Here is a 17,437-nt window from a genome sequence, read left to right as displayed (position 1 = left end):
CTCACTTGACCTTGCAACTCACCTTGGCGGCAGAGGGGTTGAAGGCGTACTTCCACCCGCTCGTCCCGGCAACGTAGTCGAGGGGCGTGGTGATGTGCTTCTCGATCTTGTACTTGTACCGGGTACCGATCGGGTACGCGACGAGCGACTTCCCCTTCTTCACCGGCGCGCTGCAGGTCACGGACACCGACTGCGTCTTGGCCGAGCTGATGTTCAAGCTGCCCGCGACAGCCCCACGGCTCATGCCGAACCCTGCGTCGATCGTGCGCGTCGCCGACGCCGTCTTGTTGATCGTGCAGGTCATGCCCGCCGACTGTGCCGTGCAGCGGGCGATTTCGTTCTTCGTGTTCGTGTAGTTCTTGGTCGCCGTCTTCTTGATGACCTTGCTGTAGCGGCCGACCGCGGCCCTGGTCGTTACGTCCCCCTGCTGCGAGGACTGCGTGGCCGTGACCGCGGACGGCCTGTCAGCGCCACGCTCCGGGCCGCTGTCACTCGCGTACGCGGTGGTCGCTCCTGCGGTGATGACCAGGGCGAGCGCGCCCCCAACTCCGGCAATACGTATGGTCGATCGCAGGTTCATACAGAATCCCCTAGTTCCCCCTATTAGTGATCATGGTCAGTGCATGATCATAAATGCCGGACTGCCGACTCGGTCCGGCGGGGGTGATCTTGAGACATCGGGGGACGGCCCGCCCCGACCCGAAAGGGCTTCTCACCCCGAGCCCGGCGAGGCGTGCGCGGCACGGGGGCTCGGACGGCTCGCCGAGGCGGGGCTCACCGCCTGCACCATGTGGCTGCCGGTTGAGGCTGAGCACGTGGAGAGGCCATGGAGTGAATTGCGGCTGAGATTCACACCGCAGCTCACGTGATGTCCGCGAGGTGCCGCACCGCGGTGGGGTTGGTCCAGGGGAGAAGCGTCGTCAGCCCCGCGCGGAGTCGTAACCCCACCGTGCGCGCCCGTCCTTGCCCATGAAGCACTTGGCCGGCCGACCGTCGGCCGTGGTGGCCAGCGCGCCGACCGGGGCGCAGTACTGGCCGAACCCGACACCGGCCACGCCCCCGCCCCGCCCCCGGACGAGGAGGAGCGACCGCCGCTGGAAGAGCCGCCGCCGGTGTGGTGCCTGTCGTCGTCCTCCTCGTCGGGTTCATCGGAGCTGGTGCAGGAACTCGCCTTTACGCCAAGGAAGATGCTGACGTAGCCGTCCAGCTCGATCGTGTCGTCCTCGTCGGGGTCGCTTTCGCACACGATCTTGCGCGAGTCGGGGAGGTCGAGGACCGACAGGGCGTCCATGGCGTACTCGGAGATGTCGTCCTCGCTGATGCTCAGCTTGCCTAGCTCATCGACGGCCTTGGCGTAGCTCATGCCGATCACGTCGGGCATCGTGACCGTGGCCACCTCACCAACCTTGGCTGGGCACCGCTCGCTTTTCGGGACGCCCCACAAGGTCACGTCGGCTTCGTCGCGTCCTTGATGACTTCGCTGAGCGCGTCAGCCAGCGCGGGGCGCTCGGGAGCGGGAAGCGTCCCTGAGTACCCCTCGTCCCGGAAGACCGCGTCCCCGAGGGTGTGGCCTTGCTGCCGACACCAGGTGCGGATCATCTTCTCCTGGACTGCCAGGCCGAAGCCGTCCTTCACTGGTTGTGAGCAAAGAGGTGACCGGGGTGCGGCCCCGGTCACCTCTCCTGCCGGTCAGACCGACCAGTACTGCACGCGGAAGTACTCATCCACATCGCACAGGTCCTCCTCGCGCCCCTGGTGGGCCCGTTCGATGTCGGCCTGTCCCTCGCGCAGGGGAATGGGGTCAGTCTCCGGCGAGACGCAGAAGGCCACCCGCAGCCGGTAGGTGCCGGGCTTGGGCAGGCTGAACACGTCCTCTTCGAAGCCTGCTGCGATCACGTACTCGACGGCCCGCGGACCACGGGCGGGGAGGGCGGGACGGCAGTCCGGGAATGGCACGAGAAGGTCTTGCCCGTCGTTGTCGCTGGTGGGTTCGCGGCGGATCTCGCGGCGGAAGCGGAGTCTCTTGCCGCATCGGACGCTTTGGGGCTGCGTGATCTGCGAGCGCTGCTGCTGATGACCAGTGATCACCCTGGGTGGCAGCCGGCCCGCCGGGCAGCCGGGAGGACCTCAAGTCGCAGCCTGAGAGGGCGCGGCAGGTGCTGATGATGCACTGCCAGGTCGAGGTGTGGCCGGCGCTTGGGTTCGAGGGGTCGGTGGTACGCCTCGCATCGGGCAGGGTGGTGCACGAGGCGGCGGCGCGGGTCGGGCCGTCGGGGAGCCAGGTGACGGGCCCGGCCCGTCGCGCGCCGACGCTGAAGGAAGCACGGAAAGTCGCGTCGGTCGCGCTGCTGGAGCACCTGGCCGGTGTCACAGACGAGGCCGCTGGCGGACTGTCAGACTGGACAAGGGTCACGCTGCCGGGCATGAGCACCGAGGTGTTCGAGGCCCCACCTGGTGGCCCGGTCCGCCGACGGGTCTGACGGGCCGGACGGCACGTTTGAGGCGGAGATTTCGCGCAGGGCGGCCGTGGGCCGGCTGCGGCACCGGGATCTTCACCGTCTTCTCTTCGAGGCCTGCGGCACAGGGTGGGAGAAGGTTCGGCTGCTGGCGCTGGAGCGCGTCGCGTTGATGGCGCCGACGGCGGCGACGCTGCTGCACCGGTACGCCGAGCAACAGGGCTTCCCGCCTCCGGTGTTCACCGAGGAGCAGAGGGGCCTGGCCGCCGGCCCGTCGGCGATGGCCGCCGTCGTGCCTGCGTACGGTTTTCAGCGACACAACCCTTGACGTCGCGCTGATCCGGGGCAAAACTTCCGTTCATCGGTCGGCATTGCCGAACACCTACCGGCAATACGCGATCGAGCGTGGCAATGCCAAGAGCCGGCAACGGCAACACCCTCACCTGAGGGCGCGGCCCCCCGGAGAGGACCCGGGTGTTCCCTGGCATCACCCACCGCCACAGTGCCGCGTCCGGCCCGGCCGATCGAAATCCGATGGGTCCTCAGAGCCGGTTCCCGCATGTCCCGCTGCCTCCGCGCCTGTCGTACTCCCCCCTTCATGAGGACCTGATGACACAACACATACCGGAGGCGGTGTTCTGGTGCCTCGCCGTGGTCACGCTCGCCGGAGTGTCGCTGCTGGTACGCCAGTACCGGATCACCGCCGCCCTGCGCCGCCGACTGACGATCCATGAAGCCGGCCTGCTCGCCCGGGAGGAGGAGGTCCGGCACCTCTCCGAGGTTCGGCTTCCCGCACTGGTCGAGGCGGCCCACGGCAGCGCACCCGTGCCCGGGCCTCTCGATGCGGATCTCGCCGGAACGACGTACGGAAAGAACCTGCAGCAGATCGTCGAGCAGTTCACCGGGGCCGCCGAGGCCACGCGATCCCGGGCGGACAGGTCGGCGAAGGCGACACTGAAGTCGGCGATGCGCGCCCTGCAGGCATTGGCGAACGAGCAGCAGGTGTCGATCTCCGACATGCAGGACCGGCACGACGACCCCGATGTGCTCCGGGACCTCCTGGAGGTCGACCACGCCAATGCGCAGTTCGGCCGGAGGGCGCAGGCCATCGCCATGCTCTGCGGCTCGTGGCCCGGACGGCAGCGGGCCGCCTCACCGCTGCTCGACGTCGTACGCGGTGCGACATCGAGGATTCGGGACTACCGACGCGTCAAGGTGCACTCGCGCGTCGACATGGACGTCGTGAGCCGAGCCGTCGAGCCGGTCGTCCTCGCGGTCGCCGAGCTGCTGGACAACGCGGCGCGGCACTCCCGGCCCAACACCACTGTCGAAGTCGGCATCCAGCCCGCCCACAACGGTGTCAGCATCGTCGTCGACGACGCCGGCATCGGCATGGACGCGCGCGAAACCGAGGAAGCCGGTCGGCGACTGTCCGGCCTGGTGGACATCGACATCAACAAGCTCGGCAACCCGCCGCAGTTCGGCTTCGCCGTCATCGGCGCACTCGTCGCCCGGTACGGATTCAGCGTCTCGGTCAACACGCAGTCCCCGTACGGCGGTGTGCGGGCCGTGCTCTTTCTCCCTAACGCGCTCCTCAACCGGGTGCGTTTCATGGGCCCGCCCATCCCCGCGCTGGGAGCCGAGACGCCGCCCGCCCCGGAGCCGGCCTCCCCAGGCGTGTCCGAAGCGGAGGCAGCGCCGTCGTCCACCGCGGGTGGCCTGCCCAAGCGCCGCCGATGCACGCAGCAGCACCAGGCAGCCGACGGCGGCCCCGAGGCCCCGGCCTCCGATCCCGCGCTGGTCCGCCCCGCCGCCGAGACCGCCTCCCGTATGGGCGCGTTCGCCCGCGGCACCCGCTCCGGCCGCGACTCCTCCCCCGACGCCGAAGGAACCCCCCAGGAATGACCGGCCAGATGACCAACGAACTCGGATGGATGCTCGACGAGGTCCTGAAGGTCCCGGAAGCCCGCCACGCGATCCTGCTCTCCGCGGACGGCATGCTCCGCGCCCACTCCCAGGGCATCAAGCGCGACGATGCCGAGCGGCAGGCCGCGGCGTTGTCCGGACTGCAGTCCATCAGTCGCAGTACCGCCGAGTTCTGCGGGCGGGAGACCTCGCCGTGGCAGCAGACGCTGGTCGAGTTCGTCGACGGGTACGTCTTCCTGGTGGCCGCCGGCGCGGGCGCGTATCTGGCGGTCTCGGCCGGCCAGGACGTCGACATGGAAGCCGTCACCTACAGCATGCACAAGTTGGTCGACCGGCTCGGCAAGGGGCTGACCAGTCCGCCGCGGCAGCATTCCGTACCCGGCAGGCCGGACGACTCCGGTACGACATGATCCCGCCGCGCCCCCGGCATGACAGAGGACTCGTACGGCTGTACGTCGTCACGGAGGGCCGCGCCCATCCGACGCGCAACACACTGGACCTCGTGGCGCTGGTGACGGCCGTGCACGACCGTCCCCTGAACGGGCTGAGCCCGGAGAAGCGGCGTGTGATCGAACTGTGCCGACCCGGGGCGCTGTCGGTCGCCGAAGTGGCCGGACATCTCGCTCTGCCGATGAGCGTCACCAAGGTCCTGCTCAGCGACCTCGTCGACAGCGGCCATGTCCACGTCCGGCCTCCCGTCCCCAAGGCACAACTACCCGACGCCCGACTCCTGCAGGAGGTGCTGGATGGGCTCCGCTCCCGTTTCTGACCCGGTCGGCCCGGTCTACGTTTCGGACACGGTCACGACCGCGATCAAGATCCTTGTCGTCGGCCACTTCGCCGTCGGCAAGACCACGTTCGTCGGCACCCTCTCCGAGATCCGGCCGCTGCGCACCGAAGAGACCATGACGCAGGCCGGCGAGCTCGTCGACGACCTCACGGGCATCCCCGACAAGACCACGACGACCGTGGCCATGGACTTCGGCCGCCTCACGCTCAACGAGTCCCTGGTGCTGTATCTCTTCGGAGCCCCCGGTCAGAAGCGCTTCACCCAGCTGTGGGAGGACATGCTGAACGGAGCTCTCGGCGCACTGGTGCTGACGGACCCCCGAAGGCTCGACCAGTCCTTCGACATCATGGGCCTGCTGGAAGAGCACGGCATGCCGTACGCGGTCGCCGTCAACCAGTTCGAGGGCGCGCCGGTGTTCGCCGAGGCGGAGATCCGCGAGGCTCTCGACCTGCTCCCGGAAACCCCCCTGGTCACCTGCGACGCGCGGGAAGCCACATCCGGTGCCGGAGCGCTGATCTCCCTCATCGAGTACCTCCAGACCCGCACCCCTCAGGAGCAAGGATGACGACACCCCGGCCCGCACACGACGCGGCGCCTCCTCTCGGCTGCCCGGCACACGCCGGCGCACGTACGGTGGAGCGGCTGTACGGCCCGGAGTTCGCCGCCGACCCCATGGCGTCGTACACCCGACTGCGCGCCCACGGCTCCGTCGCGCCCGTGGAGATAGCGCCCGGCGTGCGCGCTTCTCTGGTCATCGGCTACGACACCGCTCTGGAGGTACTGCGCAGTCCGGAGCGCTTCTCCAAGGACCCACGCCGATGGCGGGCTCTCGCCGACGGGACGGTGTCGGCGGACAGCCCGGTCGTGCCGATGATGACGTACCGGCCGAACGCCCTGTGGACCGACGGCGACGAGCACAGCCGACTGCGCGGCGCCATCGCCGACAGCCTGGGCCGCGTGGACCCCGACGCGCTCAGGCGCCACGTGGAGCACAGCGCCGACACCCTCATCGACCGGATCGGCCCCAAGGGGCGGGCGGATCTCCTCCACGAGTACGGTGCCGTGCTGCCCCTGCTGGTCTTCAACCAGCTCTTCGGCTGCCCGCCCGCCACCGGGGACAAGCTGGTCGAGGGCATGTCCGGGATCTTCGACTCCGACGCCGGCTCCGAGAAGGCGAACGCGGTGCTGGCCGAAGGCGTCGCCGAGCTGGTGGCACTCAAGCGGGCGGAGCCGGGGCCGGACGTGACGTCCTGGCTGATGGCCCATCCCGCCGGGCTGACCGACGAGGAGATGACGCACCAGCTGGTGGTGCTCATGGGCGTGGGCACCGAGCCCCAGCTGAACCTGATCTGCAACGGCTTGCGGCTGCTGCTGTCCGACGACCGGTTCGCCGGTGATCTCGCACGCGGCACCATGCCCGTCGAGGACGCCATCGACGAGGTGCTGTGGACCGACCCGCCGATGGCGAACTACGCCGTCCACTATCCGATCCACGACCAGGAGCTCGACGGAACCCTCGTGTGCGAGGGTGAGCCCATCCTCATCAGCCTGGCCGCCTCGAACACCGACTCGGGCCTCGGCGGCGAACGCCGGACCGGCAACCGCGCGCACCTCGCGTGGAGCGCGGGCCCGCACGCCTGTCCGGCGAAGGGCCCCGCCCGGGTGATCGCCGCGGTCGCCCTGGAGAAGCTCCTCGACCGGCTACCCAACATCGAACTGGATATCCCGGTCGAGAAGTTGGCATGGCGGCAGGGCCCCTTCCACCGGGCTCTGGCCGGCCTGCCCGTCCGCTTCCCGCCGATCAGCCTGGGCGGGTGATCAGCGGGAAGTCCGGTGGGCGAGTACCAGTTCGGTGCTCGGCTTGCGGACAGTGGCCCTGCGGGCGGCGCGGTCGGAGACCAGACCGGCGACGGCTCGGTGGATATCCGCGTAGGTTTCGCGGCGTGCGGTAAACCGCTGGCGCGGACGCCAGTGCCGGTGCTCGGCGTTGGCGTGTTCCACGCAGATCCGGGCGGAGGAGCTCCAGTCGATCGACGCCGCGACGGCCGCTCCCAGAACCTCGTTGGCCAGGAAGCGGAAGTCGCCTCGGTGGTCGAGCAGCCAGGACAGATAGAACAGCGCCTGGTTCATGACCTGTTGACTGAACTGCTGGCAGAGTTTCCGCAGGTCAGTGACCTTGTGGCGGAGGCGTCGTCGAGTCGGCCATGGAGGCATCTCGAGACCTGGCGGCCCTGTCCGCCCCTCTGGTCGGGGAACTGGTGGCCATGGACGATCCGTGGGAGCCCTACCGGTTCATCGACTCGGCCAGAGAACCAGTCGAGGGAGCTCGCAACCGCCCCGCCGGTGGTTCGCATCGTAGGGCGCGACGACCTGTGCCCGACCCGCAGCCCTGCCCAGTAGCCTGGTGTGAAAATGGAGGGCGGCCATGTCGCGGGCACAGAAGATCACGGTTCTCGCGCTAACTGCGGGGATCATCGGCTGGTGCTGGAAAAACAGGGGTTGGTTCCTGGGGCAGTGGGCTATGCGCCACGCCAATGATTGATCGACATCAACGGTGACAGGCACAGGAAGGTTAGTTGAGCGGCCTTCCAACCGGCCCCCGGCTCAGTCACCTTGCGGCCTATCAGCGGCCAGAAGGAGGCAGACGGACCCATCCTGACATCTGGACCTGGGAGGTCTGGCTCAGAGTCAACAGCCTCCGGAGCCGTGGCCTCGCTGGACCGTGCCGCACTTCATGAAATGCACCACGGCCCAGGGGATCAAGTGCACACCCGCACGAGCTGAGTGTCCAACTGCGCTACAACGGCCCGTACCTCGGCGGACACCCACTGACGCTGACGAACTGTTCGCGCAGCTCAGCCACGGTGCAGCCACAGGTCGCGAAGCTGCCCGGATTGCTTCGGGACGAAGAGGTGGCCGGTTCAAGTCCGCCCCGCTACGACTGCCGGCTATCGGCCTCCCGACCCGCGGGAGTCTGGCGGCCCCTAGAGCCTGTCGTCAAACTCCCGCCTGCCGGGCGACGCCCGGGCGAGGGCCTGGCCGGTGTTGCCGCGTTTGAGCTGGACGTGGCCGAGGTCGGCGAGGACGATCGCGCGGGTGCGTTTGCGGTCGAGGCCGTGGATGTCCGGCGCCACCGTCCCCACGGTCACCTACACGAGCACCACCGTCCACGGCGACCTCGATGCCCTGCACGACCGGCTCGGCGCCGACGCCCGGGCGCATCAGCCGCACGTCGTCGCCGACTTCAGCGACCGCGACAGACCTTCCTCGCCAACCAGGCTGTTGCTCCGGGGCGTGGCCCGGGTCTCCCCGGAGTGTCTAGAAGGCGACGGGCGCCTTCCCCTTCATAGCGGAGGTGAGCTCAGTCCCCGGGGTGTCGGGGGCGGATGCGGGCGCGGCGACGGCGACAGCGGGTGTGGCGACCACTGCTTCGGGTGCGGGCACGGCGAAGGGGGTGGTGATTGCGGCGGCGATGGCGAGGACGGCGGTGGCGCGCAGGGTCCACTTCAGCACGGTGAGGCTCCGATCTTGGCGTGTGATGGCATACGCCTTGATCATCGCCACCTACCCGGTGTCCGGGCATCGTCCGAAGGTCGCGAACCTATCCGCCGCACGGGGGAGGCGCCCGCCGCGGGGTGCCTCCTCTCGCCCTACCCCCTGATCTGACCCTGCGCCGCCGCCTCTGCACCGGCGACAGCGTCCAACAGGCCGGCCGAGCCCTCCAGTTGCTTCCCTCAGGGCAGGCCCCGATCCCCGCCGCTACGAGTACCGCGCAGGTCTGCCCGGAGGCTCGCATTCTCCTGGACCTGCTGGAGTTTCGGAACGTGGCGGCCCTCATGCCTCTGGGACTGCGCGCGTATGCCCCGAGCCCGACAGCATCAGGCTCCACGTGGAGATCGACGCCCGTGCGTGCGAGATCCGGGTGCGCCTAGACGGGGCTGCCCTCGAAGGTCTGGCGCGGGGCCGAGGAAGGCACGCTCGCCAACTGGATCGACCCGCACTCCATGCAGCTGTGCTGGCGCACGTCACCGCGCGGCTGGACGGCCGCGGAACGCGACCACGCCGCCCAGTGGGACGACGACACCAGCGACTACGTCCGCGTGCAGCAACAAGGTGCATGGTTGAGCAGCGGGATGCTGCGCCGAGCGGCTCTGCTGCACACCGTCGCCAACACCTTATTCGCCGACGGCTATCGGAGTGTCGGCAACGCGGTGCGGCTGGTCCTGCGCACCTCGCATGTACGGAGTCACGGACCCGGGCCACACCACATCGTCCAAGCACTAGCGGACCCGGTGTGCGGCCTGCCTCTGAAGCTCACGCGGTTCCGCGGCGACACCGACGCTGACGTCGCCCAGGACCAGCAATTCGTCCTCAAAGATCCCGGGAAAACCGCCGTACTCGACCTCCGCGCCACGGTGGAGCGGCCCATGTCCTTCATCCAGCCGGACCTGTGGCAGTCCATCCTCCGACGGCTCCCGCGCACAGGATTCCCCACCGTTGCCTCGGTTGTCTAGGGCTGTCAAGTAGTTCTGCTGGTAGCTGTGGCAAAGGGCGTTCAGATAAGTGAGGCATGTTCTTCCCGCGCGATCACGCACTCGACCACACGCTTCCCGCCCCGTTGCGCGTCGGAGCTGCTGAGGAACTCGGTGCGGGCCGGATCGGCAAGAATGCTGGCATCTGTTGGACGACGCCGAGGTCCCGGTCGGCTGCGGGCTACTTAGGGCGATCTAGGTACGCGCGCCCAACCGGAGCGCGGGGTCTGCCGCCTAACATCCGGAGCATGAGTTCCGTTGAGCAAAAGGCCGGTTCGCGTGAACAGGTGACGGCACGGCAGCCGTCACGGGGTACGACGTCGCTGGTACTGGCTACTGTCGCCGTCGCCATGATGGGTTGCCCCTTACTGCCCAACCTCGGTCTCGACGTGGATCCGCTTTCTTCCCGTGTACTTCATCATGCTTGTGGGGATCTGCGCGGTCGTCTCAGGCGTCGTCGCTCTGCGCAGGATTCGGGGCCGGGAGGGAGTCGATCGCTTCCGGGCGCGGGCGTGCGTCGCGCTCGGCACGGTGGCCGTCGTGGTGCCGCTGGCCGTGGCCATGTGGGCGATCTGGGAACTGAGCCAGGCCTACAAGTAGACAGCCAGGGTGGCGACGCAAGCGCGCCGGAGCCAGCCCACCGCAGCTGTCGCCTTCAACCGGGCGCCGTACGGCGCTCCCACAACACATACGCGCATGCCGTACGTGCCTGAAGACCCCTCGGGTACCTAATCCGTAGGTAAGACAGTGCCGGACGAGATCAGAGTTCGTTACAGGCTGTTCGAGCAGCGGGGCCGTGGCACTCACGACCACCCGGGCATCCGATGCCTCCCCGTAGATCGGTGCGCGGTCCTGATGCTCATGGTGGTGGCGGTCGCGTGGGCGCCGGGCGGATGCCCATCGGATACCGGGCGCTCGATGCCTTCTTACAGACCGTGCAGCGTCCGGCGCCCTCGCGGCCACCACAGCGATGGTTGTTGGTTCTCGTCGGTGCTGGGCGGATGTCTTTTGCTTCCCGGGCCTCGAAGCCTCTCCGGAGTGCGGCACTGCCCAGGACCGGCGAGCGTCAACACCCAGAGCTTGATCCCTCGTTGGTGTTGGTGGTGCGAGCCCGCCGCACGGTGACTCCTTGATGGACCCGAGCCGCCTTGAGCTCCCTCCTAGACCGGGGCCCGTGAGGTCGAGCTGGTGCCACGAACGGCTACCGAGGTGTCGGCCCAGCCCGGTGTGGCTGAGGCTTGGGATTAGGGCGCCGCGTGGTCCCGCATGAGCTCGTGACCAGCACAAACCTGCACCATGGGGAGGGAACCAACCTTGATCTACTGCGGTATCGACTGGGCGGAACGCAGCCACGACGTCGCCCTCGTCGACGACACCGGCCAGCTCGTCGCTAAGCGGCACATCACCGACGACGCGGCCGGATACAAGATCCTGCTGAACCTACTCGCCGAGCACGGTGACACCAAGGAGAACCCGATCCCGGTAGCGATCGAGACCTCCCGCGGCCTTCTCGTGGCTGTGCTGCGGACCGGCAAACGGCAGGTGTTTGCGATCAACCCCATGGCGGCGGCCCGCTATCGCGACCGGCACAGCGTCTCGCGAAAGAAGTCCGACCCTGGTGACGCCCTGGTGCTGGCGAACATCCTCCGGACCGACATGCACGCCCACCGTCCGCTGCCGCAGGACACGGACCTGGCCCGCGCGATCGCCGTCCTCGCCCGAGCCCAGCAGGACGCCACGTGGAATCGGCAGATGATCGCCAACCAGCTCCGCTCGCTCTTGCGCGAGTATTTCTCTGGGATCACTGCCTTGCTCTTCCGTCCTCGCAGGTGGGCGCGGTTGGCTCGGGAGGAGTACGCCTTGTCGCCTGCCACGGCGCCGGGCCGGGTGCGCGGGCGTCCGGCCGGTCCGCGCACCCGCACCCCGGCCAGCACGGCGGAGAACTGCGGGCTATCGGCAGCCTTCCCAGGGGTGACCACGAACGGCAGCGGACGGCAGCGTCGGTCAGCCGACAGGTGAACGTTGCAGGTCAGGCCGCCACGGGAGCGGCCCAGGGCTGCCGCCTTCGATCGCGCCCGTCGCCGGCGCCGCTGCCGGCGGTGCTCCTCGCGCTCCGGATCGGGCTCGGCCTCCTCGGCCGCAGCCAGACGCTTTCGCGCCTTTCGTGTGCCCCCTTTTTGGCCGCGGCGGCCTTCTCAAGGGCGACAAGAACCTCTTCATCCACGACCATGCCAGCCGCATCCTGGTGGGCGCGGGCGGTGGTGGAGTCCACGCTGACCAGCGACAAGTCTGCCTGCCCGCAACGGGCGGCCTCCGCGATCACGGCTTCCATCACGGCAGCGAACACCCCCGGCGTCGCGCCACTGGGCGAACCGGTCGTAGACCGTGGACCAGGAGCCGAACTCCTCGGGCACGTCCCGCCACGGGCTGCCGGTACGGAACCGCCAGATGATCCCTTCCAACTGGTCGCGCAGGTGCTCTGGATAGGGTCCATACTGCCCGATCGGCAGGTGATGACTGAGCAACTCCCAGTCATCATCAGTCAGTTCGCGTCGCGGCACACGAGAGATCTACCAGTTCGATCGTGGCTGCCAGAAGCGATCACCGGACCGAGATCACGGCTTTGAACAGACCCTGGGTGGCCCTGTCGACTATGTCGGGAAGGCCCTCAGGGCTGAGACCATCTCACTGCTGTAGTTGTCACATCTGTTCAGCAGCTCACGCCCCGCCTCAGAGGAGAGCAGATCGTCACCAGCAGAAGCGGCCAGGATGGCCGCATGGCACCGCCCCTCGACTTCAAGGTTCCTGGTGGCAAAGTACCCCAGGCTGTAAGCGCGGAGGCGGCTTCCGACATTCGCGAGATAGTCCTCGCGCAGTCCTTCCTCCGCCACCACCAGCAGCGTGCTGTCAATGCACCGGTCGAGGTAATCGGCCTGTTCCCGGGCGAGAATGATGATTCTCTCAGTCTGGACCTCGCTCATCTCACCCAAGGCTTCCCCCATCAAGATCCACCCACCGATCGCCTCCAGTTGGAAGCTTTCGGCGAGTTCTGGATCGACCTCAGACTCGAACAGCGGTGCACGGCTCAGTCGAGCGATGGCCTGATGGAACGCGTCGTCGGGCTCGCCATCCAGCCGCGCCGCACCACAGCGGAGCAGGGAATCGACCACTGCCGGGTCGACTCCCCAATCCCTGGGCATCTCAATGTCCAGAAGAGGCGCCTGCAGCCGCCGCAGCGCGAGGAACACGGCCTGATGCCGCTGCGCCCGGTCCATCCGCTGGACCTGCGCTGTCAACGCCTCGTCGTAACGCCAGTCCACTGGACTCCCCATCGTGCTCACCGATACCCCATGGTCGCCAAGAAATTCGCCACCCGGTACGGCAAGACGCCGGGCAGCTATCTGGTGGCGCTCCAGCTGCCGGATTCGATCACCTGGATCCTCAGCCCCCACCCAATGTGATCACAACTCCGAACAGGCCCTAGTCGCTCAGCGCGATCCTGTCGATGAGCAGATCCAACCGCACCCTCTCGCCGTCCGCTGGGATGCGGCCGGTCGCGGACAGGGCGGAGAGCCCGTGCAGGGCGGCCCACAGTAGTTCGGCACGTGCCTCGCGGCACGCAGGGCCTTCGACATCTCCTGGCGCGACCTCGCAGGCCGGCATCAACCGCAGATTCCACTATGAAACACCCGGAGAGAACGACCTCTCAGCTGTACCGGATCAGTATCGGTCGTTCCGTGACACGCACCGTGTCCCGGTGCTCGACTTCGCGCGCGGTGCTGTCCAGGTACTCGACCTTACGGGCGCCGGCACCGGCGCGGGTGTCGGCTGTGCCTGCGTGGGTCCAGCGGATGCGGGCCGTGCGGAGGGTGCCTCGTTCATCAGGGATGAGGAATTCGCACTGCCAGACGTTCTCGGGCAGGGCGATCTGGAGGCCGTGGCCGCAGGAGCGGAGGTCTGCGTGGGCCAACCACTGCTGGAGGCGGGCGACGAACAGGCCAGCCTTGGTGGGGGGTTGGCCCTCGGCTTGGAGGACGAGAGGTATCTTGCCGTTGCCCCATGCGTAGAAGTACATGCGCTCCAGGTTCCGGTTCCGGGCGTACAGGCCCGTCAGGTAGAAGCGGACCGCATGGTCGGCTGCTCTTTCTTCCTCCAGTGGATCGTTCAGCGGCAGGGTCTGCGTGGTGCCGGTGCTCCACAGCGGCAGGTGGTACCCCGCCCGCTGGAACGTCTGATCGACATTGCGCACTGCCTCGAGCATGGTCTCCGGTGGGTCGTTGATCCGACGCTGGTACAGCTTGATCCCCGCTGCATCGCAGTACTGGTAACCGCCCGACTCGGCGAACCGCAGCAGGTACTCGTGGGCCTCGGCTGCCCACAGCTCGGTGATCGAGGGGCACACCACGGTCGCGTCCCTGTCGGCCTCCCGAATGATGCGGCTTGCCCGCCGGGTCATCTCGACGAGTGTCGTGACGCTGCCGTTGTAGTGGTGCTCGTGGTTCGCCATGACCCACAGTTCGTACGCATCGATACGGGCGCCCGCATGCCGTACGAGAGCGCGCACGAACGCGTCCCAGTCGTCGAGATCGTCCGGCGGCGCCGCCCGGGAACCGTCCGGATACGCGGCCTTCCGTGCGTCCGGGGCAGCCCAGGCGGGCGTACCGCCGAAGACGAACAACGTGGGCAGGCCCTCCCGTTCGGCGCCATCGAGGAGCCGGTCGAGCGTGGACCAGTCGTACTCCCCGCGTGCGGGTTCCACTTGGGCCCAGCGGGTCTGGCTGTCCCACAGCCTCAGCGCGCCGGTCCGGAAGGAGGGCATAGCCCCGCTGGAGCTGTTCATCGTCACGCCGAACAGCTCCGGATCGACGGGCCTCGGTGTCTGTGCCCAGCTCGTCGAGGCGACCGGCGCCGGCACGGCCGGCGTTGCGGCCTCGTACGGGGCGCTTGCGACGGTGGTGCAGAGAACGACGAGCGACATGACGGCGGCGAGGACGAACCTCATGCCCAGGGGACGTCGCCTCGTTGTCGGACCATCGGTAGCGGCGCTGACGGGCTCTCCGGCGAAGGTGGTGCTGCCGATGGGAGTCGGGGCGAGATCCACCGCGGCAGACGCCGAACCGGGATCTTGCCCCTGCCCCGTCGCAACCCTCCAGCATCGTAGGAGCTTGTTGAGTTCGTCCGCGTCGGCTCCGCACTCCTTGGCGATACGGACGACGAGGTCGTAGTCCCCGGGCGTCCCCTTGCCGTTGCAGTAGCGGTGAAGGGTGGAACTGCTCGTGAAGACTCGCCGCCCCAGCTCCTGGTAGCTGAGGCCACTGCGCTCCTTCAGCCTCGCCAGAACACTGGCCAACTCCTGGGATCCCTCTGGCCCGTCCAAGCCCTCCACCCCCGTGACGTCTGCCTCCGACTACCGTCTCAGCATTCCACGCGCGTCCCATTCGTCTTGCAACACCCCAGGCCAGCGGGGGTGCGTGCGTCCCACGCCGACTTGGAACGCCAGATCACTGGCCCTCGGCCGGGGCGGAACAGCACAGTTGGTCTCGCCGACATGACGCGTCAGCGTCACACCGGTCCGCACGCTGACCGTTCACATGCGTGCGGTACGCCGTGTGCCGGTCGACCCACCGGCACGCATACCTTCGGACACCGGGACGGGGAGCACTCCAGAACGTGTGTCCGGCACGAACGACGAACACTTGCCGCATCGGGCGTATCACGGGGTGCGCCCACCACACCCATCGGGGGATCGAGAATGAAGCGTCGCCTGCCCATGCTCACCGCGGCCACCGCCGCAGCCGTCATGGTGCTCTCCGCCTGTTCGTCCGGGACCACGAGCAGTGGCGGCCAGGACGCCAAGGACGGCAAACCCAAGGCCGCGGCAGCCCAGACTGCGGATACGGGCACGGACGAGCTGACGACCATGGCGTCGTCGAAGTGCACGTACAGGTCCTACAGCAGCTTCGGCTTCCCCGAGTACGTGACGCGTAAGGGCGTGAACACGTCCAAGTACAACAACGGTTACACCAACAAGTACGGGCGGCAGCTCTACCTGGCTACCGGCCGGAACAAGGACCGCTCGGCGGCCAAGCTGGCGTTCGCCCGCAAGGGAGACAAGGTCTGGGTCGACATCAGCCACGACAAGGGCAAGACCTGGAAGGCTTGCGGGCACACGACCCTGAAGACCACCAGCCGGGACCCGCAGTACGTCACCAGCAAGCGGTACATCCACAGCAGCAAGACGGTGAAGAACCGCTGGATGCGGGCGTGCGCCAAGACCAACGGCAACGTCTGGTGCGCCAACATCGGCAACAAGACCAGCAAGGTCGGCGGCGTCAAGCGCTACTGGTGGACCGACTGATGAGCCTGTCCTGAAATCTGGACAGTGCCCGAGACTCCCCCTGCGCACGGCTGGGGTATCCCAGCCGAGCGTCTTCCTGTGCCTGGACCACCTTCCTGACACTGGCTTTGCGGGAGCGTATCGGTTCATTGGAAGGTCACTGGAAAGCCGGTACGACTTCCTTGATGAACAGCTCCAGGGACTTGCGCTTGTCCTCGTGCAGCGACTCGGGCTCGAACTCCGGTCGCCCTCGAACTTGATTCCGGGCTGGGGTCGAGGAATCCGTTCTGGGGCTTCCAGAGCCCTTCATCTCCGGCCCTGCGCGGTGTTACCTGGGCAGCCCGCCGAAGTGCTCCAGTGTGCGTTCGAAGCCTTCGGCGGGCGGGGTGGTGGTCCAGCCGAGCTCCTGGCGGGCGCGGTGAGCGTCGGGGAGGCAGTGGGAACCCAGGAAGCCCAGCTCGCCGGAGGCGAGCATGGGCGGACGGTGGGTGACACGGGCCAGTGCCTCACCGGCAGCGGCGAGGACCGTGGCGACAGGGGTCGGCATGACGCCGGGGACCTTGGCCCGTGGTACCAGCGCGTGCACCTGCTCAGCGATCTCCCGCATGGTCAGGTACCGGTCGGAGAGGATCCAGCGGGACCCTACCGGCGCCTGCGCCGCAAGGAGTTGGCCTACGGTGAGGTCCTCGGTCAGCACGAGGGGCATGCCGCCGGGCGGCAGTACGGGCACCTGGTTGCGAGCCAGATTGACCAGGAGCACGTTGGTTCCCGTCGGCGAGGCGGGGCCGGGTCCGTACACCGCGGACGGGTGGACGAACCGGGCGGGCAAGCCGCGAGCGAGTGCCTCGGTCACCAGCCGGTCAGCAGCCTGCTTGGAGCGCTGGTACCGCGAGGCGAGCGGCTTCTGCTCCAGCTGCGTCTCGTCGAACGGTCGGCCTGGGGATTTCTCGAAGACGTCGATGGTGCTGGTATGGACGAAACAGGCGACGCCCTCCGCCAGGGCCGCCTCGGCCACGTGGCGGGTTCCATCGCGGTTGACCCGCTCGAACGCGTCGGGGTCCGCCAGCCACTGCTCCGGCAGCCCCGCGGTGTGGAAGACTGTGTCACAGCCTTTGACCGCCGTCTGGACGGAGGCTGCGTCCGTGATATCCCCCGCGACCGTCTCCACGGTGGCGGGCAGTGCCCGCGCAGCCCGCTCCGGCGAGCGCACCAGCGCCCTTACCTGGGATCCACGCTCGGCGAGCCGGCGGGCCAGTAAATTCCCGACGGTGCCGGTGGCACCAGTGATCAGAACGCGCTCCACGGTCGCTCCTCACATCGGATACCTACGACCGTAGCTCGACGGTGGTCAGACGGCACGTCGATGCTGGACCCCACGCTTCGTCCCGTCTTCCGG

Annotated in this window: 20 protein-coding genes and 3 pseudogenes; 11 read left to right on the top strand and 12 right to left on the bottom strand. The window is 68.1% G+C overall.

All coding sequences use genetic code 11. The features are described 5' to 3' along the window. Nucleotide 1 precedes the first annotated feature (1 nt). The 4 genes from ACWD10_RS32105 to ACWD10_RS32090 form a co-directional block, all read right to left on the bottom strand. Entirely contained in the window at nucleotides 2-580 is a 579-nt protein-coding gene (locus ACWD10_RS32105; RefSeq protein ID WP_451097179.1) for a hypothetical protein, read from the bottom strand. A 132-nt stretch (nucleotides 581-712) separates the two neighbouring features. Beyond that, nucleotides 713-1,396, bottom strand: a complete 684-nt coding sequence (locus ACWD10_RS32100) for a PASTA domain-containing protein (protein WP_451097178.1) — start codon at nucleotides 1,394-1,396, stop codon at nucleotides 713-715. Nucleotides 1,397-1,446: 50 nt separating this feature from the next. After that, nucleotides 1,447-1,599 carry a hypothetical protein gene (locus ACWD10_RS32095; RefSeq protein ID WP_451097177.1) on the bottom strand — a complete coding sequence of 51 codons (153 nt, stop codon included), beginning with the start codon at nucleotides 1,597-1,599 and terminating at the stop codon, nucleotides 1,447-1,449. A gap of 90 nt (nucleotides 1,600-1,689) precedes the next feature. Continuing rightward, on the bottom strand, nucleotides 1,690-1,896 hold the full coding sequence (locus ACWD10_RS32090; RefSeq protein WP_451097176.1) for a hypothetical protein: 207 nt from the start codon (nucleotides 1,894-1,896) through the stop codon (nucleotides 1,690-1,692). Between the two features lie 260 nt (nucleotides 1,897-2,156). Here ACWD10_RS32090 and ACWD10_RS32085 point away from each other — a divergent pair, with 260 nt between their 5' ends. The 7 genes from ACWD10_RS32085 (at nucleotide 2,157) to ACWD10_RS32055 (ending at nucleotide 6,990) form a co-directional block, all read left to right on the top strand. Continuing rightward, complete coding sequence (locus ACWD10_RS32085) at nucleotides 2,157-2,480, top strand: hypothetical protein (RefSeq protein ID WP_451097175.1); 324 nt, start codon at nucleotides 2,157-2,159, stop codon at nucleotides 2,478-2,480. Further along, complete coding sequence (locus ACWD10_RS32080) at nucleotides 2,455-2,784, top strand: hypothetical protein (RefSeq protein ID WP_451097174.1); 330 nt, start codon at nucleotides 2,455-2,457, stop codon at nucleotides 2,782-2,784. The genes ACWD10_RS32085 and ACWD10_RS32080 overlap by 26 nt, the downstream gene beginning before the upstream one ends. A 281-nt stretch (nucleotides 2,785-3,065) precedes the next feature. Further along, nucleotides 3,066-4,361 carry an ATP-binding protein gene (locus tag ACWD10_RS32075; RefSeq protein WP_451097173.1) on the top strand — a complete coding sequence of 432 codons (1,296 nt, stop codon included), beginning with the start codon at nucleotides 3,066-3,068 and terminating at the stop codon, nucleotides 4,359-4,361. Then, nucleotides 4,358-4,792, top strand: a complete 435-nt coding sequence (locus ACWD10_RS32070) for a roadblock/LC7 domain-containing protein (RefSeq protein ID WP_451097172.1) — start codon at nucleotides 4,358-4,360, stop codon at nucleotides 4,790-4,792. Before ACWD10_RS32075 ends, ACWD10_RS32070 begins: the two co-directional genes overlap by 4 nt. Then, entirely contained in the window at nucleotides 4,789-5,151 is a 363-nt protein-coding gene (locus ACWD10_RS32065) for a DUF742 domain-containing protein (RefSeq protein WP_451097171.1), read from the top strand. Before ACWD10_RS32070 ends, ACWD10_RS32065 begins: the two co-directional genes overlap by 4 nt. Beyond that, on the top strand, nucleotides 5,129-5,737 hold the full coding sequence (locus tag ACWD10_RS32060) for a GTP-binding protein (RefSeq protein ID WP_451097170.1): 609 nt from the start codon (nucleotides 5,129-5,131) through the stop codon (nucleotides 5,735-5,737). The genes ACWD10_RS32065 and ACWD10_RS32060 overlap by 23 nt, the downstream gene beginning before the upstream one ends. Beyond that, on the top strand, nucleotides 5,734-6,990 hold the full coding sequence (locus tag ACWD10_RS32055; RefSeq protein WP_451097169.1) for a cytochrome P450: 1,257 nt from the start codon (nucleotides 5,734-5,736) through the stop codon (nucleotides 6,988-6,990). The genes ACWD10_RS32060 and ACWD10_RS32055 overlap by 4 nt, the downstream gene beginning before the upstream one ends. On the opposite strand, the gene ACWD10_RS32050 is transcribed toward ACWD10_RS32055, so the two are convergent. From ACWD10_RS32050 to ACWD10_RS32040, 3 genes and pseudogenes are all read right to left on the bottom strand, one after another. Beyond that, nucleotides 6,991-7,302, bottom strand: coding sequence for a hypothetical protein (locus ACWD10_RS32050; RefSeq protein ID WP_451097168.1), 312 nt, complete (start codon nucleotides 7,300-7,302; stop codon nucleotides 6,991-6,993). It lies immediately after the preceding gene. A gap of 896 nt (nucleotides 7,303-8,198) precedes the next feature. Next, a pseudogene (locus ACWD10_RS32045) lies at nucleotides 8,199-8,306 on the bottom strand (tetratricopeptide repeat protein); the annotation flags it as partial. Between the two features lie 184 nt (nucleotides 8,307-8,490). Continuing rightward, nucleotides 8,491-8,685: a hypothetical protein gene (locus tag ACWD10_RS32040; protein ID WP_451097167.1), complete on the bottom strand. Its 195-nt coding sequence runs from the start codon at nucleotides 8,683-8,685 to the stop codon at nucleotides 8,491-8,493. Nucleotides 8,686-9,176: 491 nt separating this feature from the next. Here ACWD10_RS32040 and ACWD10_RS32035 point away from each other — a divergent pair, with 491 nt between their 5' ends. The 3 genes and pseudogenes from ACWD10_RS32035 to ACWD10_RS32025 all read left to right on the top strand — a co-directional run. Then, the gene (locus ACWD10_RS32035) at nucleotides 9,177-9,686 is read left to right on the top strand and encodes a hypothetical protein (RefSeq protein ID WP_451097166.1); all 510 of its coding nucleotides are present in this window, start codon (nucleotides 9,177-9,179) and stop codon (nucleotides 9,684-9,686) included. A gap of 426 nt (nucleotides 9,687-10,112) precedes the next feature. Continuing rightward, on the top strand, nucleotides 10,113-10,304 hold the full coding sequence (locus ACWD10_RS32030) for a hypothetical protein (protein ID WP_451097165.1): 192 nt from the start codon (nucleotides 10,113-10,115) through the stop codon (nucleotides 10,302-10,304). Between the two features lie 696 nt (nucleotides 10,305-11,000). Continuing rightward, nucleotides 11,001-11,498, top strand: a pseudogene (locus ACWD10_RS32025) (IS110 family transposase); the annotation flags it as partial. Here the strand turns inward: ACWD10_RS32025 and ACWD10_RS32020 are convergent. The 4 genes and pseudogenes from ACWD10_RS32020 to ACWD10_RS32005 all read right to left on the bottom strand — a co-directional run. Then, nucleotides 11,474-12,265: pseudogene (locus ACWD10_RS32020) on the bottom strand (transposase); the annotation flags it as partial. The pseudogenes ACWD10_RS32025 and ACWD10_RS32020 overlap by 25 nt on opposite strands. Before the next feature lie 90 nt (nucleotides 12,266-12,355). Next, nucleotides 12,356-13,024, bottom strand: a complete 669-nt coding sequence (locus ACWD10_RS32015; protein WP_451097164.1) for a hypothetical protein — start codon at nucleotides 13,022-13,024, stop codon at nucleotides 12,356-12,358. Nucleotides 13,025-13,184: 160 nt separating this feature from the next. Beyond that, the gene (locus tag ACWD10_RS32010) at nucleotides 13,185-13,367 is read right to left on the bottom strand and encodes a hypothetical protein (protein ID WP_451097163.1); all 183 of its coding nucleotides are present in this window, start codon (nucleotides 13,365-13,367) and stop codon (nucleotides 13,185-13,187) included. A gap of 43 nt (nucleotides 13,368-13,410) precedes the next feature. Then, a complete protein-coding gene (locus ACWD10_RS32005; RefSeq protein WP_451097162.1) occupies nucleotides 13,411-15,054 on the bottom strand; it encodes a helix-turn-helix domain-containing protein in 1,644 nt (547 codons plus the stop codon). Nucleotides 15,055-15,456: 402 nt separating this feature from the next. Between ACWD10_RS32005 and ACWD10_RS32000 the strand changes: the two genes are divergently transcribed. After that, nucleotides 15,457-16,062, top strand: a complete 606-nt coding sequence (locus tag ACWD10_RS32000; protein WP_451097161.1) for a hypothetical protein — start codon at nucleotides 15,457-15,459, stop codon at nucleotides 16,060-16,062. 307 nt (nucleotides 16,063-16,369) lie between these two features. On the opposite strand, the gene ACWD10_RS31995 is transcribed toward ACWD10_RS32000, so the two are convergent. Then, the gene (locus tag ACWD10_RS31995; RefSeq protein ID WP_451097160.1) at nucleotides 16,370-17,344 is read right to left on the bottom strand and encodes an SDR family NAD(P)-dependent oxidoreductase; all 975 of its coding nucleotides are present in this window, start codon (nucleotides 17,342-17,344) and stop codon (nucleotides 16,370-16,372) included. Between the last annotated feature and the right edge of the window lie 93 nt (nucleotides 17,345-17,437).

It is taken from the genome of Streptomyces sp. NPDC002851 (assembly GCF_053591935.1).
The sequence above is the reverse complement of the archived record's forward strand: the minus strand, read 5'-3'. Positions and strand labels throughout refer to the sequence as shown.